The 25847-nt window shown below is 72.4% G+C and carries 21 protein-coding genes and 1 other RNA gene; 9 read left to right on the forward strand and 13 right to left on the reverse strand.

Annotated features, from left to right (window positions below; translation table 11 throughout):
• Nucleotides 1-48: 48 nt before the first annotated feature.
• From OQ02_RS33600 to OQ02_RS33610, 3 genes are read right to left on the reverse strand one after another with little or no spacing between them, the layout of a single operon-like run.
• Entirely contained in the window at nucleotides 49-2865 is a 2817-nt protein-coding gene (locus tag OQ02_RS33600) for an ATP-binding protein (RefSeq protein ID WP_051773111.1), read from the reverse strand.
• A gap of 25 nt (nucleotides 2866-2890) precedes the next feature.
• Nucleotides 2891-3361 (reverse strand): hypothetical protein, encoded by a 471-nt coding sequence (locus OQ02_RS33605; protein WP_033442688.1) that lies wholly within the window; start codon nucleotides 3359-3361, stop codon nucleotides 2891-2893.
• Nucleotides 3362-3364: 3 nt separating this feature from the next.
• Entirely contained in the window at nucleotides 3365-3643 is a 279-nt protein-coding gene (locus tag OQ02_RS33610; protein WP_033442689.1) for a hypothetical protein, read from the reverse strand.
• Between the two features lie 382 nt (nucleotides 3644-4025).
• On the opposite strand from OQ02_RS33610, the gene OQ02_RS33615 reads away from it, so the two are divergent.
• Nucleotides 4026-4370 carry a ParB family protein gene (locus OQ02_RS33615; protein ID WP_033442690.1) on the forward strand — a complete coding sequence of 115 codons (345 nt, stop codon included), beginning with the start codon at nucleotides 4026-4028 and terminating at the stop codon, nucleotides 4368-4370.
• Between the two features lie 249 nt (nucleotides 4371-4619).
• Here the strand turns inward: OQ02_RS33615 and OQ02_RS33620 are convergent, their stop codons facing one another.
• From OQ02_RS33620 to OQ02_RS33650, 8 genes are all read right to left on the reverse strand, one after another.
• Nucleotides 4620-6230, reverse strand: a complete 1611-nt coding sequence (locus tag OQ02_RS33620; RefSeq protein WP_033442691.1) for a DUF6345 domain-containing protein — start codon at nucleotides 6228-6230, stop codon at nucleotides 4620-4622.
• A gap of 715 nt (nucleotides 6231-6945) precedes the next feature.
• Nucleotides 6946-7344, reverse strand: an RNA gene (gene rnpB / locus OQ02_RS41590) — RNase P RNA component class A.
• Nucleotides 7345-7417: 73 nt separating this feature from the next.
• Entirely contained in the window at nucleotides 7418-8530 is a 1113-nt protein-coding gene (locus OQ02_RS33625; protein ID WP_033442692.1) for a bifunctional RNase H/acid phosphatase, read from the reverse strand.
• A complete protein-coding gene (locus tag OQ02_RS33630; protein WP_033442693.1) occupies nucleotides 8527-9264 on the reverse strand; it encodes a zinc ribbon domain-containing protein in 738 nt (245 codons plus the stop codon). The genes OQ02_RS33625 and OQ02_RS33630 overlap by 4 nt, the downstream gene beginning before the upstream one ends.
• Nucleotides 9261-10136, reverse strand: coding sequence for a Nif3-like dinuclear metal center hexameric protein (locus OQ02_RS33635; protein WP_033442694.1), 876 nt, complete (start codon nucleotides 10134-10136; stop codon nucleotides 9261-9263). Before OQ02_RS33635 ends, OQ02_RS33630 begins: the two co-directional genes overlap by 4 nt.
• Nucleotides 10133-11176: an Rv2231c family pyridoxal phosphate-dependent protein CobC gene (cobC, locus tag OQ02_RS33640; protein WP_033442695.1), complete on the reverse strand. Its 1044-nt coding sequence runs from the start codon at nucleotides 11174-11176 to the stop codon at nucleotides 10133-10135. Before cobC ends, OQ02_RS33635 begins: the two co-directional genes overlap by 4 nt.
• Before the next feature lie 10 nt (nucleotides 11177-11186).
• Complete coding sequence (locus OQ02_RS33645) at nucleotides 11187-12179, reverse strand: polyprenyl synthetase family protein (protein WP_231500334.1); 993 nt, start codon at nucleotides 12177-12179, stop codon at nucleotides 11187-11189.
• A gap of 407 nt (nucleotides 12180-12586) precedes the next feature.
• On the reverse strand, nucleotides 12587-13054 hold the full coding sequence (locus OQ02_RS33650; protein ID WP_033442696.1) for a hypothetical protein: 468 nt from the start codon (nucleotides 13052-13054) through the stop codon (nucleotides 12587-12589).
• 79 nt (nucleotides 13055-13133) lie between these two features.
• Here OQ02_RS33650 and OQ02_RS33655 point away from each other — a divergent pair, with 79 nt between their 5' ends.
• Genes OQ02_RS33655 through OQ02_RS33670 form a run of 4 tightly spaced genes read left to right on the forward strand, consistent with a single transcriptional unit; the run spans nucleotide 13134 to nucleotide 15849 of the window.
• Nucleotides 13134-13589 (forward strand): low molecular weight protein-tyrosine-phosphatase, encoded by a 456-nt coding sequence (locus OQ02_RS33655; RefSeq protein ID WP_033442721.1) that lies wholly within the window; start codon nucleotides 13134-13136, stop codon nucleotides 13587-13589.
• Between the two features lie 28 nt (nucleotides 13590-13617).
• Nucleotides 13618-14448 (forward strand): fructosamine kinase family protein, encoded by an 831-nt coding sequence (locus OQ02_RS33660; RefSeq protein ID WP_033442697.1) that lies wholly within the window; start codon nucleotides 13618-13620, stop codon nucleotides 14446-14448.
• Nucleotides 14445-15020 (forward strand): DUF1349 domain-containing protein, encoded by a 576-nt coding sequence (locus OQ02_RS33665; RefSeq protein ID WP_231500335.1) that lies wholly within the window; start codon nucleotides 14445-14447, stop codon nucleotides 15018-15020. Before OQ02_RS33660 ends, OQ02_RS33665 begins: the two co-directional genes overlap by 4 nt.
• A gap of 16 nt (nucleotides 15021-15036) precedes the next feature.
• The gene (locus OQ02_RS33670; protein WP_033442698.1) at nucleotides 15037-15849 is read left to right on the forward strand and encodes an SURF1 family cytochrome oxidase biogenesis protein; all 813 of its coding nucleotides are present in this window, start codon (nucleotides 15037-15039) and stop codon (nucleotides 15847-15849) included.
• Here OQ02_RS33670 and OQ02_RS33675 read toward each other — a convergent pair.
• Nucleotides 15791-16759 carry a cobalamin biosynthesis protein gene (locus OQ02_RS33675; RefSeq protein WP_033442699.1) on the reverse strand — a complete coding sequence of 323 codons (969 nt, stop codon included), beginning with the start codon at nucleotides 16757-16759 and terminating at the stop codon, nucleotides 15791-15793. The genes OQ02_RS33670 and OQ02_RS33675 overlap by 59 nt on opposite strands.
• A gap of 51 nt (nucleotides 16760-16810) precedes the next feature.
• Here OQ02_RS33675 and OQ02_RS33680 point away from each other — a divergent pair, with 51 nt between their 5' ends.
• From OQ02_RS33680 to OQ02_RS41580, 4 genes are read left to right on the forward strand one after another with little or no spacing between them, the layout of a single operon-like run.
• Nucleotides 16811-18292, forward strand: coding sequence for a DUF2397 domain-containing protein (locus tag OQ02_RS33680; RefSeq protein WP_033442700.1), 1482 nt, complete (start codon nucleotides 16811-16813; stop codon nucleotides 18290-18292).
• Nucleotides 18292-19458 (forward strand): TIGR02678 family protein, encoded by a 1167-nt coding sequence (locus OQ02_RS33685; RefSeq protein ID WP_033442701.1) that lies wholly within the window; start codon nucleotides 18292-18294, stop codon nucleotides 19456-19458. The genes OQ02_RS33680 and OQ02_RS33685 overlap by 1 nt, the downstream gene beginning before the upstream one ends.
• Complete coding sequence (locus OQ02_RS33690; RefSeq protein ID WP_033442702.1) at nucleotides 19455-23486, forward strand: TIGR02680 family protein; 4032 nt, start codon at nucleotides 19455-19457, stop codon at nucleotides 23484-23486. The genes OQ02_RS33685 and OQ02_RS33690 overlap by 4 nt, the downstream gene beginning before the upstream one ends.
• A 37-nt stretch (nucleotides 23487-23523) precedes the next feature.
• Nucleotides 23524-24648 carry a TIGR02679 domain-containing protein gene (locus tag OQ02_RS41580; protein WP_051773112.1) on the forward strand — a complete coding sequence of 375 codons (1125 nt, stop codon included), beginning with the start codon at nucleotides 23524-23526 and terminating at the stop codon, nucleotides 24646-24648.
• Here the strand turns inward: OQ02_RS41580 and OQ02_RS33700 are convergent.
• Entirely contained in the window at nucleotides 24645-25847 is a 1203-nt protein-coding gene (locus tag OQ02_RS33700; protein WP_033442703.1) for an ROK family transcriptional regulator, read from the reverse strand. The two genes, OQ02_RS41580 and OQ02_RS33700, sit on opposite strands and share 4 nt — an antisense overlap.

Raw genomic sequence — 25847 nt, forward strand, 5'->3', positions numbered from 1 at the left:
CGGCAGGTGCGCAGTGCCCCGCACTGGACGATTCGCTCACGAGCCCGTTCATGCCGCGCCTTCCCGGCCCGGTCGGCGGTTTCCTCCCTCGCCGTGCGCCGAGTCGACCAGCTCGTCGGCCAGGCCGACTTCCAGGTCGGCGGCCAGTTCGTCGTCGTACTCGTCGCTGTACTGCTCGGCGTACGCGAACGGGTCCTGCGGCGGGGAGGAGACCTCGACCTCGGCGGGCGCCGCACCGTCGCGCAACGCGTCCGGGGTGGTGTCGAGGCCGTTGCGCAGGTGCTCCAGGTGCGGTCCGGAGAAGTCGATCCGGATGCGCTCCACGCCGCCCGCGCCGTCGGCGAAGATGAACTGGCGGGGCGCGCGGTCGCGTTCGAGGTTGGTGCGGACGCCGCCGGGGCGACGGCCCAGTGACGCCACGACCTGCTCGTAGCCCGCACCGATCGGCACCTTGAGCAGCCGCAACGCGTCGGCCTGCGCTGAGTCGTCGTCCAGCCGGCCGACGAACACCGAGTCGAGCAGCGTGACGAAGCCCTGGATCTTCAGGAAGTCCGCCGGGATCTGCGACGACAGCAGCACCCGGACGTTCCACTTGCGCGAGTCACGGGCGAAGCGGTTCATCAGCACGCGACCCGTCGGCACTTCGGACAGGAAGAACGCCTCGTCGATCCAGACGCCCTTGCGCAGGTCCTTCGGCCGCTCGTAGATCGACCGCTGGGTCAGCCACGCGGCGAGGTTCAACATCTCCACGCCGAGCGCTTCCGCGTCCGTCCAGTGCTCGCGGCCGACGCCGTCCTTCGGCAGGTTCAGCCCCGCCATGGTCAGCACGGTGAGCCGGTCGTCGCGCGCCTCGTTGTACGGGTCCGCGTCCTGCTCGGGGATGAGCAGCGACATGCGTTCCCGCATCTCGTCCAGGAAGTCGGCCACCACGACGGCGTGCTCGTGGTGCTCCGAAGCGTCCCGCCGCAGCGCCTCGAACACCTGGCCGGGGTGCGCGTCGGGCCGGCCGCCGACCGTGCGGACCGCCCGCAGCAGCACGATCCGGGTCTGCGGCAGCCGTGCGACCTCGTACGGCAGCAGGCCGGACAGCACGTCCAGCACGAGGCGACGGCGGGTCGCCGCGGCCAGCGCGCGTTCACGCCGCCACGACCGTTCCGGGTCCTCCTCGTCCATGAAGTGCTCGAGCTGCGGCTCGGCCACCACCCGGTAGGGGTTGAGGATGCCCGCCTGCGCGTTGAGCAGGTTGATCGGCCGCGCGTACGGCTTCAGCTCGGGCAGCTCGCACAGCGCCGCCAGCGGACCGGACGGGTCGAGCAGCGTCCAGTGCGCCCCGGCGCGGAGCGTCTTGTAGACGATGCCACCGCCGAGGAACGACTTGCCCGCGCCCAGACCGGCGACCATCGCGGTCAGGCCGGACGAGTCGCGCAGCTCCTGCGCCATCCACGGGTCCCACGCCACCGGACGCCGGGTCGCGGTGACCGTCTCGCCCAGCAGGATGCCCCGCCGGTCGCCCACCTCGGCGGTCGCGGTCGGGACGGCGGACGCCGCCCACAGCACCGAGCCGCGCCGCAGGTAGGCCGACGACGACAGCGGCTCACCGGGGATGAACTCGCGGGCGATGGCGTACTGCGCCTCGGGGTGCTCGATCGCCACCTTCGGCTTGTAGAGGTCGAGCAGGCCCTGGGCGAGGCGCAGCGCCTCGCGCTCGGTCGGGCCGGACACGGCGAGCCGCCACCAGCTGCGCACGCGCGTGCCCAGCGCCGTGAAGCCCGACGTCATCTCGTCGTCGATCTCCAGCACCCGGGACGCCTGGCGGGCCAGCGACTGCGGCGGGTCCAGCTCGTGCTCGTCCGTGTAGTGCCGCACCTGCGAGCGGACCTTGCTCATCTGCCGCTGGAGTTCACCGGCGACCTCTTCGGGACGCCGAACGTAGATCCGCGCGGACCACTCGACGGACGCGGGCAGCCGGTCCGACCGCTGGATCCACGGGTCGTCGACCTCGGGGATCTGGAGGCCGTGCATCAGACCGACGGTGAGCACCGCGACGTGCCGCTTGATGCCCGCGTTGGAGCCGGTGCGGCCACGAACGGTGACCGTCGGCGAGTACGGCTCCTGGTGGAAGTCCGCCGCGTCGGTGAAGCTGGCCAGGTCTTCGGGTTCCCACGGCGCACCGGGGACGGCCGGCAGGTTGCGCGGCGCGGGCAGGCCCAGCGAGCACGACCGGTGCATCAGCCAGGACATCTCCTCGGACGTGGCCGGACGGCCCTCCAGCCCGGCGGAGCCGATCACCTGGTCGAGGTGGTCGATCTCGGACTCGATGGCGACCAGCTCGGCGTCCACCGCGTCCGGGAAGACCTTGCGCAGCACGGGAGCGGCGCGTTCGACCGCGCGGTCCATCATGTTGCGGGTCTGCACCTGGACGCCGAGGTAGACCTCCTTCTCGGCCATCGACCGGCCCATCAGCTGCTGCTGCTCGCCGACCATGTAGTCGTCGAAGCTCAGCGTGCCGGGCGTGTCGGGCAGCCTGCGCACCGCGTTGTGGACGTGCGCCTCGGCCCACATCCGGATCGGGTACGGGCGGGTCGTCACGCGCAGGTGCATCCAGCGGCCCTGCAGCTCGGCGTACTGGCCCGCGATCGCCGCGATCAGGTCCTGGCGCTGCGAGTCCGACCGGAACGACCAGCGCTGCGGCGCGAGCCGGTACCAGGCGTAGACCTCCTGGCCGGTGCGCAGCAGGTGGCCGTCGATGCTGCGGGCCGAGATCGACGGTGTGTAGCTGGGCACGGCCTGCTCGCCCGGCAGGCGGCGACCGCGCTTGCTGTACACCTTGTGGTCGTCGCGCGCGGCGGCGGCGTGCTGTGCCACGTGCGCAGCGGATCGTCGGTCACGGTCACGCCGGCGTCCGAACACCGCGCACCTCCTTCTGACGGCGGTCTTGCTGCCCGCGGTGCTGGGATCGGGTGGCGGCGCTCGCGCGTTTCGCCCCCTTGGGACGTTTACGGGGGCGGTGCGAACTGATCCGGATCCGCGCGGCGCTGGACGCGCCACCACGGCCCGAGGTCGTCTCGCGCGGCGCGGTCAGCTCGCGCACCCACATCGTCAGGACCGACGACAGCGGGCGCTCGTGGCTGATCCGCGAGCAGATGAACCTGGTCAGGGCGATCGTGATCACGAAGCCCCAGCCGGTGTTGATGAAGTCGAACCCGAAGCCGACCTGCCGCTGGACAGCGGTGACCAGCAGGAACACCACGATGCCGACACCCCACGCGACGTAACGCGCACGCCACGGGAAGGTCGCTTTGGGCGGGCCGAGCCAGACGGCGTCGACCCGGTAGACCTCGTCGTCAGTGCGTACCCGCAAGGGTCACCCGCCGGTGAAGAGGCCGGCGATCCACTGGCCGATGTTGGCGCCCGCGTTCGTGGTCACGGCCAGTCCGATGATCGCCAACGCGATGATGACACCGCCCAGGCGACGCATGACCCCGGCGTTGTCGCCCTTGCCGCCTCCCAGCCAGAGCAGCAGGAGGGCGACGGTCAGCAAGAGCAGCGGAACCAGGTTGTCGAGGATCCACTGGCGCAAGCCGCCTGTGCCGGGCGCGAGCGGTTGCTGCTGCGCGAGTGTTACCAGGGTCTGGGCGGTCATCTCGTACTCCTGAGTACGCAGGACTTCGCCGGGCGAGCCGAGGGGTGCCCGTCCGGTTGGTGCGCTATCGAGTAGAACACGTCTTCGTCACGAGGTGTATCGGTCGGCTAGCGGTGGGTAGATCAATAACCGTTCCCCTGGCAGTCGATTACGTCTAATCTGGCCACGGACATCATGGTTCGGGGGAAGCCGGTGGAGAACCGACCTCTCCGGATTCTCCCGATTGCTGCGATAGTTCACCCGGCTGCGAACCCCCTGGTCACGCACAGTGTGCACGACCTCCAGCCCTCTGTCCGCCGGCCCTTCGGACTACCCCGTCCGGCCGAGCGTTCGAGCCCGAACGGACCGCAGCCCGACGTGACGACGCCGAGGAGGCTCGCCGATGACCCAGCCGCCCGAGGCCGTGCCCGAACCAGCCGCCGGAGTGAACGAAATCACCGTCTCCGTGACCGTCTCGGGCAATGATCAGGTTACCGGTGCGGACCGGCAAACCGGGCGGCGGGTGCAGCGGACCGTCAACTTCGACCAGGACGTGTTGGAGCGGGCGCGGGCGGCGGCGACCTACCTGGCGGCGTACGAGGGCGAGGCCGGGGTGCGGAGCCTGGCCGACATCGTCAACCCGGCCGTCGAGGCCTACGTGGCCGACCTCGAACGCCGCTACAACAACGGCGAGGCCTTCCGCCCGGTCTTCCGGATGCCCCCCGGCCGCCCCGCCCGCCGCACCTGACCCCGCGAGTCCCACGCTCCCGTCGCGTGAGTCCTACGTTCAGAACGCGTGAGTCCTACGTTCGGGACGCGTGAGTCCTACGTTCGGGACGGGTGAGTCCTACGTTCGGGACGGGTGAGTCCTACGTTCGGGACACCCGAGTTCAACGCTCAGAACGCGCGAGTCGGGCTTCGAGGAGCGGACGGTGAAGCGCCGGAAGGGGCCCCTTCCCACCCCCAGGTGTGGAAGGGACCCCCTCGGTGCTGCGGGTCAGCTGGAGCCGGAGATGCGCCAGAAACCGCCGGTCGGCAGGGTGTCCGGTCCGACCGGGCCCTTGTTCCAGAAGTAGTCGTTGAAGTTGGCGAGCCCGCCGCTGCCGATCGGCCCCATGGTCGCCCACCGGACCTGCGCCGGCTGGGTGTCGATCGAGGCCTGCGCCCACGCGCTGCGGACGTTCATCGGCTTGTTCCACCACAGGAACGGCGTCCGCACCAGGTAGTTGGCGAACCTCCCGCCGTGCACGCCGCTGTGGTACGACACGGTGTCGAAGCTGTTGATCTGGTGCAGCCCCTTGAACGACTTGCCCCAGCGCTGCGCCCAGCTCAGCCCGCCCGACGAGCTCTTCAGGATCGAGCAGGTGAAGAGGCTCATCCACTCGACGTCCCGGTTGCCCCAGCGCGCGTCGTTGTTGGACAGGAACGTGTCGGTGTTGCTGCTGCACCCGGCGAACGAGAAGCCGGTCGGCGAACCGTGCCCCTGCCAATACGTCATGTCCACGTCATCCGCGTACACGTGGTCGAGGCCGCCGAAGAACGCCGGGTCCTTGAAGTCCCGCTCCCACGCGTTGGCGTTGAGCCAGCTGAACTGCACCGGCACGCCGGCCGCGGTGAACCGGTTGTTGAACGCGGCCAGGTTGTTCCCCGTCAACGGCAGGCCCGAGCACGACCCGGTGCCCTCGCTGCCGACGTCGATCCGGTTGGTCCACTGCGGGCTGACGGCGCTCTCCGAACGCGGCGGCTGCACCGGGTCCGGCTCCGGCAGCCGCGTGTCGAAGGTCGCGCCCACGATGACGGACTGGACGTCGGCGCCGTCGGCGTTGACACCGTCACAGCGGAACCCGGGCTCCAGCTTGTCGACCCGCGCGGACAACGCCGGCGCCTCGTAGACATAGGACACGCCGGTCGGCTTCACGCTCGACCCGAGCGCCTTCGCGCACCGATCCCGACCCTCGTCCAGGCTGAGCACCGGCACGGTGCCGACCTTGACCACGTCACGGGTGCTGTAGCTGAGGCCGGCGACGCCGCCCCGGCCGTCGAACGCGATCCTGATCTTGGCGCCGGGTCCTTCCAGCGGCACGCCGTCGAGGGTGAAGGCGAACGACACCGCGGTGTCCAGCGGCGCGGAGATCACCGGCTTGTCGTACGCGTCGACGACCTCGAACGTCGTCTGCTTGGCGGTCGGGGTGGCGTTGGCGGGCAGCAGGCCGATCCCGCGCAGGCTTTCGAGGGCCTTCTTGGTGGCGTCCTCGACGGGGATGGCGGTGAGGCGACGCAGGGCTTCGACGTCGAGCAGCGTCTGCGTGGTCTCGCTGCCGTCCTCGTCCGGCTTGCCCGCGCCCTTGTCCAGGCCGGGGACGTGCAGGTAGGTGGACTCGTCGGCGAACGCGACGGAGCCGTCGTCGGCCAGGTGGACGTCCTTGAGGCCGAACGCGCGTTGCAGGGCGGCGGCCTGGTCCGGGTTGAGCCCGGCGGACCGGACCCCGTACACCGGCAGCTCCGCCGATGCGGCCGTGGCGGTGGCGGCGGACCCGGTGATCGCCGCGGCACCCAACAGGCCGGTCAGGGCGAGCCAGGTGGTGGCGCGCCTCGTCGTAGTGGACATGGGATTCCCTCCTCGTGGTACCGCGGGGCAGGGCCCGTGGTCTGCGAGGAGGATCGGCACCGGGCCGGGTTGATACGAGGAACCACTCGAACGGCCTCACTTGTGTAACAACGTTGGCGCGCAAGGGATTTACCAGGCGGACAGGTAGGTCGATCGGACTGGGCCGCGGGTCACGCCGGGCCGGATTGTCGGACCCTGCCGGCAGAATGAAGATCAGGGGTCCCCCTGGAGAGGACCCCTGCGAAGCGTTCGATCGGTGGAGGGTGTGGGCTGTCGGGCCGGGGGGCGCTGGGGTCTCGGCGAGGAGCGCGGGGCCGAGGAGGTTCCTGCGGGCCAAGCGGCTCGGGGCGGGTTGGGCCGGGCGGGGGCCGGTGGGCCACGCGTCGGAGGGCGGGAGCCGGGGTACGACGGCCGCGACTGACTGGCGGACACCACACACTGGAGACGAGAGCCGGGATACGACGACCCCGAGTGACTGGCGGACACCGCGCAACGGGGGCGAGACCGGGCCGAGGGGAACCGGTGGATCACGCACGGGAAGCCGAGAGCCGAAGGGCGGTGCCTGGAAGGATCGGCGAACCGGGCAACAGGAGCCGACGGCCAGGTAGCCGGAACCGAAGGCAGGCACCGGCAACTGGAGGCAGGCACCGGCAACCGAAGGCCACGGAGCGGGAGCCGAGGCCTGGAGGAGCCGGCAGGGACCGGCTGGATCGGGCGGATGAGTCGGCATGTAAGCCGGATTCTGTTCCCGGGTGCCTTGCGGCGGTCCCGTTCGGCGGCCATCCATCTCGGCCTGCCGTTGCCGACAGGCTCTTGCGGCCTACCCGCAGGCATCGGGCGGGCCGCCCTCGATCGCCTGCGCAGGTGCCCGGAGGCACCCTCTTGGCCTTGCTCCGGGTGGGGTTTACCTAGCCGCTCCCGTCACCGGGAGCGCTGGTGGTCTCTTACACCACCGTTTCACCCTTACCCCGGCTCGCGCCGAGGCGGTCTGTTCTCTGTGGCACTGTCCCGAGGGTCGCCCCTGGTTGCCGTTGACAACCACCCTGCCCTGTGGAGTCCGGACTTTCCTCGGCGACGGATCGGAATCCGTCGACGCGGCCGCCCTGCCGACTCATCCGCCCCACCAGGATACCGGCGTGTTCCCAGGCCGTGGCACCAGGCCGGTCCCCGGAGCGGACTGCGCGGACCTATGCCAGGTGCGACGTGTCGTTGACCAGCCGCACGGAGGCGTGCCCGTCGGGGTAGAACTCGACCACCGACAACGACGCCAGGTCCAGGTGCAGCCGGAACAGCAGGGACGGGCCGACGTCCAAGCCCATCCGCAGCAACGACTTGATCGGCGTGACGTGGCTGACCACGACGACGTTGGCACCGCCGAACCGGGACACGACGGCGTTGCGCGCCCGCCGCACCCGGTGGTGCACCTGGTCGAAGCTCTCGCCACCCGGCGCGGGCACGGACGGGTCGCCGAGCCACCGCCGGTGCACGTCGGGGTCGCGTTCGGCGGCTTCGGCGAAGGTCAGGCCCTCCCACGCGCCGAAGTCGGTCTCGATCAGGTCCTCGTCCACCGCGACCTCGACCCCGGTGGCCGCCGCGACGGCCCGCGCCGTCTCCTGGGCCCGCGCCAACGGGGACGCCACCACCGCGCTCAGGCCTTCGATCTTCGCCAGCCGACGTGCCGCGGCCTCGGCCTGCCCGCGCCCGATGTCGGTCAACGGCGGGTTGCCGCGCCCGGAGTACCGGCGGGCCACCGACAGCTCGGTCTGCCCGTGCCGCAGCAGGTACAGCCGCGTCGGCTCACCGACCGCGCCCGTCCACGACGTGGGTGACTGCGTCGCCGCCACGTCCGGCTGCTGGGGCTCCGGCCGCGCCGCTGTCTGCTTCTCCGGCCGCGCCACGCCCGCCTGCTCGTCCATCGCCTGGTTCGCCAGCCGGTCCGCGCGCTGGTTGCGCTCGCGCGGGATCCACTCGTAGCCCACCCGGTCGAACGCCCGCGCCAGCTCACGGGCCTGCGCGACCAGCGGCTGCATGGACGGGTGCTTCACCTTCCACCGGCCGGACATCTGCTCGACCACGAGCTTGGAGTCCATCCGCACGTCGACCTCGGACGCGCCGACCTCCGCCGCCGCCCGCAGGCCCGCGAGGAGCCCTTGGTACTCGGCGACGTTGTTGGTCGCGACCCCGATGCCCTCGGACCGCTCGGCCACGACCGCGCCGGACTCGTCCAGCACCACGGCCCCGTACCCGGCGGGCCCGGGGTTGCCGCGCGAGCCGCCGTCGGCCTCGACGACGACCCTCACAGACCCGATTCCCCGGTCCGCACCATGATCGCGCCGCACTCCTCGCACTGGATGACCTCGTCCGGCGCTGCTTCCTTGATCTGGGCGAACGCGTTGCGGTCGAGTTCGATGCGGCACGCGCCGCAGCGGCGTGACTGGAGCAGCGCCGCGCCGATGCCCTTGTGCGTGCGCACCCGGTCGTACAGCGCGAGCAGCGGCGCGGTGAACTGGCCGACCATGAGCTTGCGGTCGGCGGCGCGCTTGGTCTCGGTCGACTCCAGGTCGGCCAACGCGCTGTCCCGGCGGCGCGCGGCGTCGGACATCGCCTCCTGGGCCTTGTCCAGGGCGACCCGGGCGTGCTGGCCGTCCGCTTCGACGGCTTCGCGGCGTTCCATGAGCTCCAGCAGGTCGTCCTCCAGCGCGCCGCGGCGGCGGCCGAGGGTGGCCAGCTCGTGCTCCAGGTCGGTCAGCTGCTTGGCGCCGACGGTGCCCTCGCGGAGCAGCTTGCGGTCGCGCTCCTCGCGGGCGCGGACCTGGTCGATCTCGGTCTCCTGCCGCTTGACCTCGCGGTTCAGGTCGCCGAGCGTGGTCTCGATCGTGGTCAGCGCGTCCTGCTTGGCGCGGAACTGCTTCTCCGCCTCGGCGATCTCCGCGATCTCGGGCAGCGTGCGGCGTCGATGGAGGACGCGCGACAGTTCGGCGTCGACCTGCGCGAGGTCGAGCAGCCTGCGCTGCACGGCGGGATCGGCTTTCACTGGGATGATCCTCCTGTTCGGCTCGTCACGCCGACGGTCCACGGGTCGGTCCGGCGGGTCGAGACGAGGACTTCGACCGTACCGCCGAGCGCGGCGCGCACGACGTCTGCAGCCTGTCCGCACCACGGCCACTCACTGGCCCAGTGCGCGACGTCGACCAGTGCCGGGCCGCCCGCGGCCAGGTGCTCGCCCGCCGGGTGGTGGCGCAGGTCGGCGGTGACGTAGGCGTCGACGCCGGCGCGGGACGCGGCGGCCAGGTAGCTGTCGCCCGCGCCGCCGCACACCGCCACCCGCCGGACGGGTCGATCGGGGTCGCCCGCCGAGCGCACGCCCCACGCCGTCGCGGGCAGGGCGTCGGCGACGCGGCGGGTGAACCGGTGCAGCGGTTCGGGCCGGTCCAGCTCGCCGATCCGGCCGATGCCGGTGCGTGAGTCAGTGCGTGAGTCGGTGTCGGTGCGTGAGTCGGTGTGTGAGTCGGTGTCGGGGTGGGGCACGAGCGGGCCGGTGACGCGCAGGCCGATGGCCTGGGCCAGGGCGTCCGAGACGCCGGGGTTGGCCGTGTCGGCGTTGGTGTGCGCGGTGTAGAGGGCGACGCCGGACCGGATGAGCCGGTGGACCAGCCCGCCCTTCGGGTCGTCGGCGGGCACGCCGGTGACGCCGCGCAGCATCAGCGGGTGGTGCGCCACCAGGAGTTGCGCGCCCACCTCCAGCGCCTCGTCCACTGTGGACTCGACCGGGTCGACGCAGAACAGCACCCTGGACACCGGTTCGGCGCGGTCGCCGCAGACCAGGCCCACGGCGTCCCAGGACTCGGCGGTCGCGGGCGGGTAGGCGGCCTCCAGGGCTGCCAGCACGTCGCCGAGCGTCGTCACCGCTCCTCCAGCACCACTCGCAGGGCGTCCACAAGGGACGCGAACTCCCCGGGCGCGCGGACCGCGACCCGCAGGTGGTCGGGGGTCAGGCCGGGGAACGTGTCACCGCGCCGCACCGCGATCCCCTTGTCCCGCAACGCTTGCCGCACCCGTTCACCCTCGGGCACGCGCAGCAGCACGAACGGCGCGTCGGGCGGCACGACCACGAGGTCACCGAGCTGGGACACGGCGTGCGCGGTGTGCTCACGCGCCTCACGCGCCAACGCCTCTGCCTCGGCCACGGCGTCCGGCTCGCAGCACGCGACGACGGCCTCCAGCACCAGGCTGCCCACCGGCCACTGGGGACGCGGCAGGGCGAGCCGGGCCAGCAGCTCCGGCGCGCCGAGCAGGTAGCCCGCGCGCAGACCCGCGAGCCCCCACGTCTTGGTCAGGCTCCGCAGCACCAGCAGACCCGGCACGTCGGCGCGGCCGGCGAGCGACTCCGGCTCACCGGGGATCGTGTCGGCGAACGCCTCGTCCACCACCAGCACCCGACCGGGCCTGCTCAGCGAGGCCACGACCGCCGCCGGGTGCAGCACGGACGTCGGGTTGGTCGGGTTGCCGAGCACGACCAGGTCGGCTTCCTCCGGCACCAGTTCGGGCCGCAGCGCGTAGTCGTCCTCGGGCCACAGCTGCACCCGGTGCACGGGCACGCCCGCGTCCCGCAACGCCACCTCGGGCTCGGTGAACGACGGGTGCACCACCGCGGCCAGGCACGGGTGCAGGTTCGGCAGCAGCGCGAACCCCTCCGCGGCACCGTTGAGCACCAGGACCTCGTCGGCGGCACGGCCGTGCCTCGCCGCGACGGCTTGACGGGCGCGTTCTTCGGCGGCGGCAGACGGGTAGGAGCCGAGGTCGTCCAGCGCGGCGACCAGCCGGTCGCGCAGCCACGCGGGCGGCGCGGGCAGCCGCACGTTCACCGCGAAGTCCGCGAGTCCGGGCGCGGCGTCGACGTCCCCGTGGTGGCGCAGGAGCGCCCGGCCGGAATCCTGGCTGGTCATCGCCGCGAGTCTAGGCGATCTGGGACGCCGCCCAGTCCAGGTAGGCCCCGGGCAGCTCGCGCAGCACGCCGAGCGCCTCCGACTCGGGCAGGTCCGGCAGTCCGCGCACCGCCTGCGCGGCCAGCGACGTGCAGTGGGCGAGGGTGTCCGCGACCAGGCTGGTGTCGCGCAGCTCCATCAGCAGGTGGTCGAGCTCCGCGTCCGTCAGGTCGCGGCCCCGCTTCTCGAGCAGCGCTCGCTGGTCCGAGGTCATCGCCCTGAGCAGCGGGAACGTGTAGACGCCCTGGCGGATGTCGTTGCCGACCGGCTTGCCCAGCCGTTCCGCAGTGGACGCCAGGTCCAGCAGGTCGTCGAGGATCTGGAACATCAGGCCGAACAGCGCGCCGTACTGGGACAGCGCGGCGGCGGTGGCGTCGTCGGCGTCGGCGCAGTGCGCGGCCAGCACGCAGCCCACCTCGAACAGGGCGCCGGTCTTCAGCTCGATGGACCGCAGGGCGTTGTCCGGGGTGCGGTGCGCGTTGTAGAGGTCGAGCACCTCCAGCACCTGGCCCTCGACCAGCTGGGTGACCGACTGCGCCATCACGCTCGCGGCGTACGGGGAGATCTGGTCGAGCGCGGCCTGGCTGGCGCGGGCGAGCATGAAGTCGCCGACGAGGACGGCGGGGCCGACGCCCCAGTCCGCGTTGACGGTGCGCACGCCGCGGCGTTCCTCGGCGTTGTCCATCAGGTCGTCGTGCACCAGTGAGCCCGCGTGCAGCAGCTCGACGCAGGCCGCGGAGGTGATGCCCTTGTCGGTGATCATGCCCGACGCGGCCAGCTCGCCGGCCAGGATCAGCACCGAGCGGAGTCGCTTGCCGCCCGCCGCGGTGATGCGGCCGGTGTAGGTGTTGACGATCGGTAATGACGACGACGTCGCCAGGGCCCGGATCTCGTCCTCGACCTTCGGCAGCGCCCGGGCGAGCGCCGGCATGGTCGGCATGGTCGACGGCTTCACGGTGGACACGGGTTGATCGTCTCGCGTCGCACCTGAGAGCGCACTGAGATTGTCGAAACCCGAAGCCGCGCGCGGCGGACCGGCCGGGTGCCGCCGAAACGGCTCACAACCCCGTGACCTGCGAGTTCCGAGTCAGGGGCCGTTCAGACCATCGAGCTGGCCATGGCGAAGAACACCATGGCGAGGCTCATGACCAGGTGCGTGAGCGAGGGCACCTCGCACCTGTTCCACCGGCACAGCGACGGCTCGTTCACCGGTCCCCGACCTTCCTCGGCCGCCCGGACACCCCGGTGCGCCCCGGCGCCACCCGCTCCGAATAGGACGGACGAACCCGGCGCACGACACATGTGCGAGTCATTCACTTTCCTTCCCGACGCATTCCCCACACATTGGCGTCGGAATTACGGGCTCGTTCGTTACCCGTTCTCGCGCTTTCGCAGGCTCTCCTCCGCCGCGGACAGCAGCCGGGCCCGGTCCTGCCTGGCCAGCAGTCTCCGATCCCGCTCACGAACCCAGGTCAGCACGTCGTCGGGCCCCAGCCCGGCCGCCTCGCGATAGAACTCGTCCCGGTACCACCACCACGTTCGAATGCCGTGCCGGGCAATGCGCACAGGCTGTTCCCGACGCAACACGTCGAGTGACCGGAAATCGGTGACGAGGACCGGCGGGCAGCCCGTGCCGACGAAGAAATGCCTTTTCCGGAACAGCAAACCGCGGTGGGTGAAGAATCCGGCGTCCGGGTCGCGGGCAGGTCCGCCGGGCGACGTCACGGGGCGTGGTCTGGCGAACGCGGGCGTCTCGGGCCAGGACCGGCGGCGCACCGCGACCACCACGGCGACCGTGGCCGCGAGCAGCACGACGACACCGACCAGCACCCCCGACATGCGGACCCCCCACGAACGCCGGCCGATTCGAGTGGCGAGGACCCGGGCCGCACACCTGGCAGACTCACCTGCCGTGACGCTGACCGTCTCGTTCATCTGCACCGGCAACATCTGCCGTTCCCCCGTAGCCGCGATCATATTCCGCGAGCACCTGCGCCGGGCCGGGTTGGGTGATCTTGTGGAGGTGACCAGCGCGGGCACCGGGGGCTGGCACGTGGGCGACCCGGCCGACCCCCGGGCGGCGAAGTCGCTGGCCGACAACGGCTACCCGACCGACCACGCCGCGGCACAGGTCGGTGAGGACCACCTCGACGCGGACCTGCTGGTGGCGCTGGACTCCGGGCACGCGCGGGCGTTGCGGCGGATGGTCCCCGAACCGGAGCGGGTGCGGCTGCTGCGCTCGTTCGACCCGGACGCGGACGGCGTGGACGTGCCCGATCCCTATTACGGCGACAAGGCCGGGTTCGACGCGGTGGTGGGGATGGTCGAGGCCTCCGTGCCGGGGCTGCTGGCGTGGGTGCGCGAACGGCTGTGACCAGCGGTCCGGGCCACCGGGGACGACGGTGACAGCCGCCGAAGCGGCGGGTGGGCTGACCGGGGTGCGCGCGGTCGGGGCGCGGCGGTTGGGCGGCGACGTGTGGGAAGTCGACCTGGCCGACGGTGACCTGGTGGTGGCCAAGCGGCACGACGACCCGGACGCGGTGTCGGCCGAGGCGGCGTCCTTGGCGTGGTTGGCCGAGCCGGCAGGACCGCCGGTGCCGAGGGTGCGCGGCCACCGGGGGCACTGGCTGGTGCTGGACCGGGTGGAGCGCGGCCGACCAACACCGAGTGCTGCCGAGGAGTTCGGGCGTCGGCTCGCCGCCCTGCACGCGACGGGCGCGCCCGCGTTCGGCGCTCCCCCGCCCCACGGGCCGGTGAACGCGGCGATCGGGCTCGCACCGATGCGGAACACCCCGTCCGCGACCTGGGCGGACTGGTTCAAGGAGCACCGGATCGCCTACTACGCCCGCCTCGCCGTGGACGCGGGCGCGTTGACCGCCCGAGAAGCCCGGATCTTCGACGCCGTGGCGGTCGAGGCCCCCGACGAGCCACCGGCCCGGCTGCACGGCGACCTCTGGAACGGCAACGTGCACTGGGCCGCCGACGGCCGCGCCTGGCTCATCGACCCCGCCGCCCACGGCGGTCACCGGGAGAGCGACCTGGCCATGCTCGCCCTGTTCGGCTGCCCCCACCTGGACCGCGTCCTCGCCGCCTACGACGAGGCGGCACCGCTCGGCGACGGCTGGCGCGGCCGGTTCCCGCTGCACCAGCTCTTCCCGGTGCTCGTCCACGCTGCGCTGTTCGGCCGTGGTTACGCACAACAGGCGTTGTCCACGGCACGTTCGCTGACATGATGTCGCACATGGGGATCAAGGCGTTCGACCGCGACGACTGGCGGTGGCTCAACGAGCCCCGCGCCTGGAGCGACCAGGACGGGCTGAGCATCACCAGCGACCCGGACTCCGACTTCTGGCGGACCACGCACTACGGCTACGTCCGCGACAGCGGGCACGTGCTCGGGGTGCCGCTGACCGGCGACTTCACCATCGTGGCCTCGTTCACCGCCGACTACGCCGCCCAGTACGACCAGGCCGGCATCGCGCTGTGGGTCGACGGCCGGAACTGGATCAAGGCGGGCGTCGAGCTGGTGGACGACGAGTTCCAGGTCAGCACGGTCGTCACGCGCGACGTGTCGGACTGGTCCGTGGTGCCCGGCGGGCCGGTGCAGCGGGCGACGATCTCCGCCGTGCGCGAGGGCGACGCGGTGACCGTCCGCTACGGCATGGGTGACGCCGAGCCGACCACGATGCTGCGCCTCGCCTACTTCCCGCCCGAGGTGGAGGCGCTGGTCGGGGTGATGGCGGCGGCACCGACCGGCCCCGGTTTCACCACGCGATTCGACCGGGTGCAGGTCACAACGGCCTAGGGCTTACCGTGGTCACGTGCGGTTGAAGTTCCTGTTGCAACCCGGCTGGCTGGCCTTGACGCTGGTGGTCTGGGTGTTCGCGGGCGCGTGCTTCACGCTGCTCGCACCGTGGCAGTTCAGCCGCGACGTGGAGCGCGAGGCGCAAAACAGCGCGGTCACCTCGTCCGTCCGCACCGATCCGGTGCCCGTCACCACGCTGCTCGACCGGCCGAACGCCGACGTCGAGTGGCGGCGCGTCACGCTGACCGGCCGCTACCTGCCCGAGGGGCAGGCCGTGGCACGGCTGCGGACCGTCCAGGGCGAGGCGGCGTTCGAGGTGCTGACCCCGTTCCAGCTGACCGGTGGTCCGATCGTGCTGGTCGACCGGGGCTACGTGCGGCCCGTCAACGGCATCAAGGTGCCCGGGTTGAAGCCCGTGCCGACCGACGAGGTGACCCTGGTCGCGTTGGTCCGGCGTGAGGAGTCGGACCAGCGCGAGGCGTTCCAGGAGGACCAGCACCGCCAGGTGTACTCGGTGAACGCGGCCGTGGTCGGGCGCGCGGCGGGGCTGGACATCCGGCCGGGCTACTTCCAGCTCACCGAGGGCCAGCCCGGCGTCGAGGAGTCGTTGCCGCTGCCGAAGCTCGACGCGGGGCCGTTCTTCTCCTACGCGTTGCAGTGGATCGCGTTCGGCGCGATGGCGCTCGGCGGCTGGCTGTACTTCACCGTCCGCGAGGTCCGGCCCGGCGGCGCGCTGGACGACCGCGACCGGGACCAGGGCAAGACCAAGGTCAGGCGGAAGTCCGTCGCCGAGCAGCTCGCCGAAGACGAGGCCGCACCAGCGCGATGACCGCGGTCACGGCCGCCGCCGAGGCGCCGACGACCCGGGACAGCTCCACCGCCCGCGTCACGTGGCCCGCGTCGGGGTTGCGGCCGTGGCCGAGCACCGGCCGGTCCTCCGCGCCGTGCGCGTACACGGTCCGCCCACCCAGCCGGACCTCCAACGCCCCCGCGAACGCCGCCTCCACCTGACCCGCGTTGGGGCTGGGGTGCGCCGCCGCGTCGCGTCGCCACGTCCGCCAAGCCTCACCCGCGGACCCGCCGACGACCGGCGCGCCCGCCGTCGTGAGCAGTGCCGCCAGCCGTGACGGCACGAGGTTCGCCACGTCGTCCAACCGGGCCGCCGACCAGCCGAACCGCAGGTAGCGCTCGTTGCGGTGGCCGACCATGGCGTCCAGGGTGTTCGCCGCGCGGTAGCCGAGCAGACCGGGCACGCCCGCGACCGCTCCCCAGAAGAGCGGGGCCACCACCGCGTCGGACGTGTTCTCCGCCACGGACTCGACGGTCGCCTTCGCCAGGCCCAGCGTGTCCAGCTTGCGCGGCTCACGCCCGCACAGGTTGGGCAAACGATTGCGCGCCGCTTCGAGGTCGCCGCCGTCCAGCTCGCGGCCCATCGCGGTGCCCTCGTCGGCCAACGACGACCCGCCGAGCACGATCCACGTCGCCGCGGCCGTGGTCAGGGCCTGCGCCACCTGGCTGCGCCGGCCCAGCCGTTCCACCGCGACACCGGCCAGCACGGTGCCGCCGACCAGCGCCACCGTGTGCGCGACCCCCGCCGCCTTGTGGTCGCGGTGCAGCTTGCGCTCCAGCGCCGCCGCAGCCCGCCCGAATCCCGCTACCGGGTGATACTTCCGGGGGTCGCCGAACACCGCGTCGGCGGCCACGCCCAGCACCAACCCCACCGCCCGCCCCAGACTCACACCGGCACGGTAGCCCGCAGGTGTCGGACCGCCGCATTAGGGTGGCCCACCGTGGAACCAGCCGGCCGCCTCAAGCTCTACGCCTACCTGGACGCGCGCGACCACCAGCGCACGTACCTGGCGATCATGCGGCTGTTCACCTCGACACTGCTGGCCGACCTGTCCGCGGGCGAGGTCGCGGGCGCCCTGGCCGGCGCCGAGCGCGAGGGCCGGGTCGAGCCGGGCGAGTCGCGCATCGAGAACGTGATCAACCGGCTCCGGCAGCTGGTCGAGTGGGGCAACCTGGTGCAGGGCCGGCGCGAGGTGGTGGCGTCGAGCATCGCCGAGTTCCAGCACGGCAGCGTGCGCTACCAGGTCAGCAAGCTCGCGGTCCGGGTGCAGCGCGACGTGGACGAACTGCTGCGCGTGCCCGAGGGCGCGCGGGAGGTGTCCCGGGAGCTGCTGCCCGCCGTGGAACGCGGTCTGGGCGGGCTGGGGCAGTCGCTGTCGGAGGCGTTGATCAGCGGCGGTCGCCGGCCGCGCGAGGTGCTGGCCGAGCAGGTCACCACGCTGTTCCTGCAGCACGCCGAGCTGGCCGCGACCGTGCGCGACTTCTACGCGTACCTGGGTCAGGTCGTGACGCGGCACCACCTGGCGCCGGAGGAGATCTCGGGGTTCCGGAACCTGCTGGTCGAGTACATCCAGATGGTCGTGGAGGACGTGCTGCGGCACACCCCGGCCATCGCGGACGCCCTGGCGCGGGTGAACTCGGCGCGGTCCGAGCTGCTGCGGCTCCTGGGCCGCGCCGACCTCGGCGAGCAGGTCGAACGAGCGCGCGGGCGGTCCGCCGAGGACTGGCAGGAGCTGACGGACTGGTTCGTGGACCGGCCCGGCCGGCCGAGCCAGGTGACGGCGTTGCGCGAGGCCACCGCGCGGGCGATCGGGTCGCTGCTGGCCAGCGTGAAGCGGGCCACGTCCGGCGGCGGGCTGCTGCCGAGCCGCCGGGCCGAGCTGCTGAAGCTGGCGTCGTGGTTCGACTCCGGGTCCCGGGCGCAGGCCAACGAGCTGTACGCGGCGGCGTTCGGGCTCTACTCCGCGCGGCACGTCTCGCCGGCGCCCGAGCACGACAGCGACAACGAGCGCACGCCGTGGCGGGACGGTCCGGTGGTCGACGTCACCGTGAGCGTGCGCAGCCGCAGTGATCGCGGCGCGCGGGGGCGGGCGTCGCGGATCCTGGACGACCCGATGACCGAGCAGTCGTTGCTGGCCGAGGCGCGGGAGGCGGACGAACGGCGGGCCGCGTCGGTGGCGGAGCTGGCCGCGGCGGCGCCCCGGTTGGCCGAGACGACGTTGTCCGGTGAGGCCCTGGGCGTGTTGTGCGAGCTGCTGACGCTGGCCATGGCGCAGCGGGACACGGCGTTCGACCCGGGTTCGGCCACCGACCCGGTGCGCGGCCTGCGGGTCACCGTCGCGCACGCCCGAGGCCGGGAGACCCGCATCCGGTCGGCCGCGGGCACCCTGACCCTGCACGACTCGACGTTGGTGCTCGACTGATGTTCGACGACCTCTCCGAGATCGACGCGGCGAACGCGGTGCGGTGCGCCCGCACCCTGCTGCGCCGGCCGTTGCTGCGCGCGGACGGCCCGGACGGCGAGCTGCTGTCGCTGGTCTACCGGCACCGGGCCGCGTTGCAGGACCTGTTCGCCCGGACGCTCGGGTACCGGCTGGCGGTGGAGCGGCGGTTCGCCCGGCTCTACAAGTCCGGGCCGGGCGCCGACGACTCCCGCGGCGTGCTCGGCATGTCACCGCGCGGGTACGCGTACGTGGCGTTGACGATGGCGGTGCTGACCGGGGTCGGCCGGCAGACGCTGCTGTCGCGGCTGGTGGCGGACATCCGCGCGGCGGCGGCGGAGGCCGGGATCACCGTCGTGGACGACGTGGCGGACCGGCGCGCGTTGACGGCGGCGTTGCGGCACCTGGTGTCGCTGGGCGTGCTGCACGAGACCGAGGGCACGGTGGACGCGCAGGCCGAGGCGTTGATCACCATCGACACGGACCTGCTCGGGCAGCTGCTCACCGGTCCGGTGGCCGAGGCGACGTCGCCCGATCAGCTGGTGGCGCTGGCCGCCCGGCCGGGTCCGCGCGGTGTCGAGCACGCGGTGCGGCGCAAGCTGGTGGAGAACCCGGTGGTGCTGTACGCGGACCTGCCGGCCGAGCAGGCGGACTGGCTGCGGCGCAACCAGCGCAAGGAGTCCGCGCTGCTGGAGACGTGCTTCGGGCTCCACACCGAGTGCCGGGTGGAAGGCGTGCTGGCCGCCGACCCGGAGGACTACCTGACGGACCTGTACTTCCCCGGCACGTCCACGGTCGCGCGGATCGCGTTGCTGGCGCTGCCCGAGCTGCTGTCCGCGGACCCGCGCCCCGACGGCCGGCACGCGGTCGAGCGCGCGGAGTTGCGGTCGGTGTGCGAGCAGTTGGTGGAGGACTACCCTGCCGCGTGGTCGAAGCAGTTCACCGAGGACCTGGACCGGCTGACCGACGAGGTGCTGGAACTGCTGCGCCGCATGGGGTTGGCGGTGCCAGGGGATGACGGGTGGCTGCTCAACGCCGCCGCGCACCGCTGGATACCGCAGCCCGACGGCGATCCGGAACGGGAAGCGGAGCCCGTCGTCGTCCCCGAAGTGCCGAGCTGGTCGTTGTTCGATGAGGAGACCGCGTGAACAGGTGGCGGCTGCACAGGGGCGGCATCGTCAACATCTGGCAGTACACCGAGCAGTCGTTCGACTTCTCCGGTGGGCGCGCGATCTTCCAGGGCACCAACGGGTCCGGCAAGTCGCGCACGCTGGAGCTGCTGCTGCCGCTGTGCCTGGACGGCGACCTGCGGCAGGTCGGCTCCAAGGGCTTCGACACGGTGTCGCTGCGGCGGCTCATGCTGGACGACTACGACGGCGGGCCGAACCGCATCGGGTACGCGTGGGTCGAGCTGGAACGCGAGGGCGAGTTCCTGACGTGCGGGTTGGGCGTGAAGGCGTCCAAGACGTCGCAGGCGATCACCGACTCGTGGCGGTTCATCACGCCCCTGCGAGTGGGGCACGACCTGGCGCTGGTGGGCGCGGAGCGGACGCCGCTGGGCCCGGTGCAGCTGCGCGACCTGGTCGGCGCGGACTGCGTGCTGGAGGAGGCCGCGTTCCGGGCTCGCGTGGCGGAGACCGTGTACGGCGTGCCCGCGGCCCGGTACGGCGACCTCCTGCACCTCCAGCGGACGCTGCGCAACCCGGACGTCGGGCTGAAGGTGCTGGAAGGGCAGCTGGAGCAGATCCTGTCCGACGCGCTGCCGCCGTTGGACCAGGTGATGGTGGAGCAGCTGGCGACGTCGTTCGACGACCTGGAGTCGATCCGGGAGAACATCACCCGGCTGTCGTCGGCGGACGCGGCGCTGGGGACGTTCCTCAAGACGTACTCCGACTACGCGTTCGGCGGTTTGCGCACGGCGGCCGAGCGGTTGGGCTCGGCCGAGGACGGGGTGCGGAAGCTGGAACGGGCGTCGGCTCGGCTGTCGGCGTCCTTGACCGGGTCGCTGGCGGCCCGTGCGGCGGCGGAGCAGTCGCTGTCGGAGCTGGAAGCCGGTGAGCAGCGGGCCGAGGAGACCATCGGCGCGCTGAAGGAGCTGCCCGCGTTCCGGGATCTCCAGGACTTGCAGACGCGCGAGAAGCTGGTGGCGGAGAAGCGTTCGTCGGCCGTGGCGGCGTTGGACATGGCGAACAAGCAGCGGTTGCAGGAGGACGGCGCGGTCGACGGCGTGCTGCGGCTGTTGCGGCGGCTGGCCGAGGACCTGGGCTCGGCGGAGGAGCTGGTGGAGCCGCTGCGCCACCACCTGCGCGCGGCCGGCCTCTCCCCCGCGGCGGTGCCGGACGTCCCCCGGGTGTCCACTTTGGACGCCATGGTGCGGACGGAGTCGGTGCGGGCCAAGCCTGATCCGGAAGCCGAGCCGCTGCCGATCGAACGCCGCGTGCCGCCGGCGTTGGACGAGCAGGGGTTGGACGAGCCGGCGTTGGACGACCTCGTGTCGCGCACGTCGTCGATCGCGTCTTCGGCACGGCAGCGGGGTGCCCTGGCGCTCGCGCTGGCCGCGCAGGCGGCTGAGCTGGACACCGCGCAACGCCAGGTGGACGCCCTCCAGCTGACCGCGCGGGACGCGCAGCGCGCGGCCACGGAGGCGGCGGCGTTGCGCAACCAGGAGGCGCAGGAGCTGGCCGAGGTCGCGCAGGCGTGGCTGGCGGACGTGGAGGCCTGGCAGGACGCCGGGCCGACCCGGCCGGAAGGCGGGCTGGCGCTGCCCGCGTCGGTGGACCCGTCCACGGCGCGGGCGTTGGCCGGTGCGGCTCGTGAGTGGGTCGGGCCCCTGGTGACGGCGGCGCGGGAGCGCGCGCACGCGATCGGGCAGCGGAACGCCGAGCTGAGCCGGACCATCGACGCGCGGGACGCCGAGTTGACCGGCCTCCGGTCGGGCACGGCGCAGGCGCCCGCGCGGGGGCGTTTCGTGGCGGCCGACCGTGATCCGTCGACCGGGGCGCCGTTCTACCGGCTGGTGGACTTCCAGGCGGGCGTGGACGTGGAGCAGCGCGCCGGACTGGAGGCGGCCCTCGAAGCGTCCGGGCTGTTGGACGCGTGGGTCGGGCCGACCGGGGCGGTGGACGGCGATGTCGTCGCCGTCGCGGCCGACCCCGTGGACGGACCGTCGCTGGCGTCGGTCCTGGTGCCCACGGTCGAGCCCGACTCGCCGGTGTCCCCTTCGGTGGTCGCCGGCCTGCTCGCGTCGGTGTCGCTCGACCGGGGCGCGTTCGCGGTGTCCGTCGACGGCCGGTGGCAGGCGGGCGTGCTGACGGGCGGCTGGCGCAAGGAGATGGCCGAGTTCATCGGCGCCGGCGCGAGGGAAGCGGCCCGGCAGCGGCGGATCGGCGAGCTGGAGGACGAGCTGTCGGCGTTGCGGGCCGACCTGGGCGTCGCGGCGGCCGACCTGCTGGCGGCACGCGGTCTGGTCGAGGAGTGGGAGCAGTACGTCGACCGGTTCCCGTCCGACCGGGACCTGCTCGCGCGGCACGGGCGGCTCCACACGGCGCGGGAGACGGCCGACCGCGCCGCCGCCCACGCGGAGAAGCTGCGGGCCGAGCTGGAAGCGGCTCAAGCGCGTTACGAGGCGTCACGTGCCGCCGTGGTCCGGCAGGCGGGCGAGGCCGAGCTGCCGGCGGACACGGAAGGGCTCCGGAGCGCGCAGGGCGACGCGGCCGAGGCCCAGCGCATCGCGGACCGGCTCGGTGACGTGCTGCGCCGTCAGTGCCAGGCCACCGTGCGGGACCTGACCGACGCGACGCACCGCTACCACGCGGCCGTGGACGACCGGGTGGCCGCCGAGTCCGAGGCCGAGGCGCGGTGCCGGGACTACGGGACGCAGGCGTCGACCCTGGCCGAGCTGACCGACGCGATCGGCGGTGAGGCGCGGGAGATCGCCGAGCAGCTGTCCGGTGTGGAGCGTTCACGGGTGCAGATCCGGGCCGACTTGAAGCGGGTGCGGGAGGACGTCACGTCGGCGCGCGAGGAGGCGGCGAAGCTCAAGGCGCAGATCGAGACGGCGGCGGAGCAGCTGGCGTCGGCGCAGGACGTGTCGGCACGCGCGGCGGAGCACTTCAAGGCGGCGCTCGACGCGCCCGGTGTGCTGGCCGCCGCGCTGCCGGACGGGCCGGTGGACGTGCCGGTGGACGTGCCTTCGGTGCGCGAAGCCCTGGCCGGGAGCGACCGGCGCGGTGCGGGTGAGGCGACGGTGATCGCCAAGTTGCAGGCGTTGCAGACGTCGTTGGCCGGCAGTCACGACATCACCGCCGACCAGCACGCGGGGCTGCTGACGGTGATGGTCAGCGGTGAGGAAGGCGCCCGGCCGGTCGCGGCGGCGGCGCGGCAGGTGACGACGAAGCTCGGCGAGCAGCGCGGTCTGCTGGACAGCCAGTACCAGGTGATCTTCGCCGACTACCTGATCCGCGACCTGGCCGAGTGGTTGCGCGGCCAGATCGCGGTGGCCGAGGACCTGTGCAAGCGGATGAACGGCGTGCTGTCGCGGGCGCGGTCGAGCCAGGGTGTGCACGTCAAGCTGGCGTGGAAGCACTCGGCAGCGCTGGACGAGGCGACCCGGGACGCGTTGACGCTGGTCCGCTTGCCGTACGCGGAGCGGACGCCGGAGCAGGACGCGACCCTGCGGCGGGTGTTCACGGAGCGGATCGAGGAGGAGCGGGACCGGCACAGCGGCAACTACGCGGACGTCCTGTCCCGTGCGCTGGACTACCGGACCTGGCACCAGTTCACCGTGACCGTCGCCGACACCGCGCCGGACGGCGGTCCCCGTGAACGCCGGCTGCGGCAGCTGTCGTCCGGTGAGACGCGGTTGATCTCGTACGTGACGCTGTTCGCCGCTGCCGCTTCGTTCTACGACGCGGTGAGCGGCGACTCGTCGCCGTTGCGCCTGGTGCTGCTGGACGAGGCGTTCGAACGGCTGGACGACCCCACGATCGCCCGCATGCTGGGTCTCCTGGTCGACCTGGACATGGACTGGGTGATCACCTGGCCGAGCGGCTGGGGCGTCTCCGACAAGATCCCCCGGATGCACATCTACGACGTCCTCCGCCCCCGCAACGGCCGCGGCGTCGCCTGCACCCAGACCACCTGGGACGGCGCCGCCCTCGACCGCGTCGATCCCTAGCCCGGGACCTTTCCCGCCGTCTCGGTAATGTCGGCAAGTGACCTTGAGCAAGGCCGATGTCCACCAGTTGTACGGCGGGGAGTCCTATCGGGGGCTCTGGGAGAAGGCGCTCAACGCGATCGAGTCGGACGATGTGAGCTTCAAGCTGCACACCGGCGATGTGCGCACCGCCAACGACATCAGCGGCCTTCTCGGTGCGTTCGACCGGCCCAAACCGGCGCGAAGGGCCGTTCGCCCGGGAACGCGGACGACGGTGACCGTTGCCGAGCTCGACACTCGGCTACGCCGCGGCAAGTTCGGCGGCGGCCTGCGCGAACTGCTCGAACTGCTCACGGGCAAGCCGGTGCTGACCCGGGCCGAACGCCGGGCGATCTTCGAATCGGAACTGGCCCGGGTCGGCCTGGCCAGGGATCACTGGGCGGACGCGTGGCTCGATCACTGCCGGAATCCGAAGCGCATGGACGCGACGGAAGTGCGGACGACCGCACGGCAGTGCGCCGCGGTACTGGCGGAGTTGGTCCTCGACCCCTCCGCGCGCACCGACGAGCACAAGCCGCTGGAAAGCTTCGCCGAGATCTTCACCGGCAGCGCCAACGGCTTGAGCACGCGGGAGCTCGCCGGGCAGCTCGTGCTCAGGGCGCTGGCCCTGGCTCACGGCAGGTCGACTCCGGTGACATCGCACGAACGCTGGCTGCTGTGGTTGAAATCCGGGGTGATCATGGACGACAAGTCGACATGGGACGTTTTCATCAGTCACGCCCACGAGGACAAGGACGACTTCGTCCGCCCACTCGCCGCCGAACTGGACCGCGCCGGACTGCGCGTCTGGTACGACGAGTTCACCATGGTGCCCGGTGACAGCGTTCGGGAGTCGATCGACCGCGGCATCCGGCGGTCCCAGGCCGGAATCCTGATCATGAGTGCCCACTTCTTCCACAAGTTCTGGACCAAGCAGGAGACGAACGGCCTGTTCAGCATGGCGAGCAGCCACGGCACCAGGTTGATCCCGGTCCTCCACGAGCTGGACCCGAAGGAACTCGTGAACCACTCACCGATGTTGGCCGACCTGTACGCGATCCGGTCGGAGGTCGGCATGGAAGCGGTGGTGGCCGGCGCGCTGCGTGCGGTCGGCAAGCGGGCCGGGGGCTCCCCGACCGGTTAGACCACGCGGGTGGGGGTGCGGTGGCGGACGCCGCCCGCGGCGAGGAACTCGGCCACCGGCAGGGTCGCCGCGCCCAGCGCGACCGACTCGGGGCCCAGTTCGCACAACGTGATGGACGCCTGCTCGAACGGCCGGTGCAGGGCGTGGCGGGCGGCTTCGGCGCGCACGTCCTCCAGGATCTCCGGCCCGAGGAGCAGCCCCGCCCAGCCGCCCACTATCACCTGCGACGGGTTGAACAGGTTGATCAGGTTCGCGATGCCCACCCCGGTGTACCGGGCGGTCTCGGCCAGGACGTGCCGGGCTTCCGGCGAACCGTCGACCACCAGCGCCGCCAACGCCGCCTCCTGCTCGGCCGGCGCATCGGCCCGCACGGCCCGGTACCGCTCGACCACCGCCGACGCGCCGATGTACGCCTCAAGGCACCCCTGCGCGCCACACCGGCACGGACGGCCGTCCAGCGCGATGGTCGTGTGACCCCACTCCCCCGCGCCACCGGACGAACCGCGGTACAGCACGCCGCCCGCGATGACGCTCGCACCGACGCCCGACCCGATCAACGCCACCACGGCGTCACCCGTGCCGCGGCCCGCGCCGAACCAGACCTCCGCCTGCCCCAACGTGTTCGCGCCGTTGTCCAAGAACAGCGGCAGCTCGGTCCCGTCCCTGAGCATCCGCTCCAACGCGACCCCGTGCCAGCCGACGGTCTGCGCGTACACCCGGCCCCGCTCGACCTGACCGGGCACGCCGATCCCGACGCCGAGCACGTCACCCACCCCGCTGTCCGCGAGGCAGCGGTCGAGCCCGGCCAGCACCCGCCGCGCCACGTCGTCCGCCGAGTGGACGTCCGGCTCCATCGGGATCGTCGCCTCGGCCAGGCGCTGCAACGTCAGGTCGAACACCTCGACCAGCACGTGCGTCTCGCCGACATCGACACCGACCACCGCCGCGAAAGCCGGGTTGACCCGCAGCAGGATCCGCGGCCGGCCGCCGTCCGAGTCGACCTGCCCGGCCTCGACCACCACGCCGTCCGAGAGGAGTTCCGCGACCACCGTGCTGACCGACGCCTGGCTCAGCCCGGTCACGCCCGCGATCTCCTGGCGGCTGCGCGGCTGGTCGAAGTACAGCGCGCGCAGCACCCGCGCCCGGTTACCGGCACGCAGGTCGCGCACGGTCAGCTTGCGGTGCACGGCGACCCCCAT

It is taken from the genome of Saccharothrix sp. NRRL B-16314 (assembly GCF_000716595.1).
Lineage (GTDB): Bacteria > Actinomycetota > Actinomycetes > Mycobacteriales > Pseudonocardiaceae > Actinosynnema.

Coding starts and splice junctions, on each gene's coding strand:
- OQ02_RS33610 (WP_033442689.1), bottom strand. CDS start 3,643: ATGACCGCCCAGACCCTGGTAACACTCGCGCAGCAGCAACCGCTCGCG.
- OQ02_RS33615 (WP_033442690.1), top strand. CDS start 4,026: ATGACCCAGCCGCCCGAGGCCGTGCCCGAACCAGCCGCCGGAGTGAAC.
- OQ02_RS33620 (WP_033442691.1), bottom strand. CDS start 6,230: ATGTCCACTACGACGAGGCGCGCCACCACCTGGCTCGCCCTGACCGGC.
- cobC (WP_033442695.1), bottom strand. CDS start 11,176: ATGACCAGCCAGGATTCCGGCCGGGCGCTCCTGCGCCACCACGGGGAC.
- OQ02_RS33650 (WP_033442696.1), bottom strand. CDS start 13,054: ATGTCGGGGGTGCTGGTCGGTGTCGTCGTGCTGCTCGCGGCCACGGTC.
- OQ02_RS33665 (WP_231500335.1), top strand. CDS start 14,445: ATGATGTCGCACATGGGGATCAAGGCGTTCGACCGCGACGACTGGCGG.
- OQ02_RS33685 (WP_033442701.1), top strand. CDS start 18,292: ATGTTCGACGACCTCTCCGAGATCGACGCGGCGAACGCGGTGCGGTGC.
- OQ02_RS33700 (WP_033442703.1), bottom strand. CDS start 25,847: ATGGGGGTCGCCGTGCACCGCAAGCTGACCGTGCGCGACCTGCGTGCC.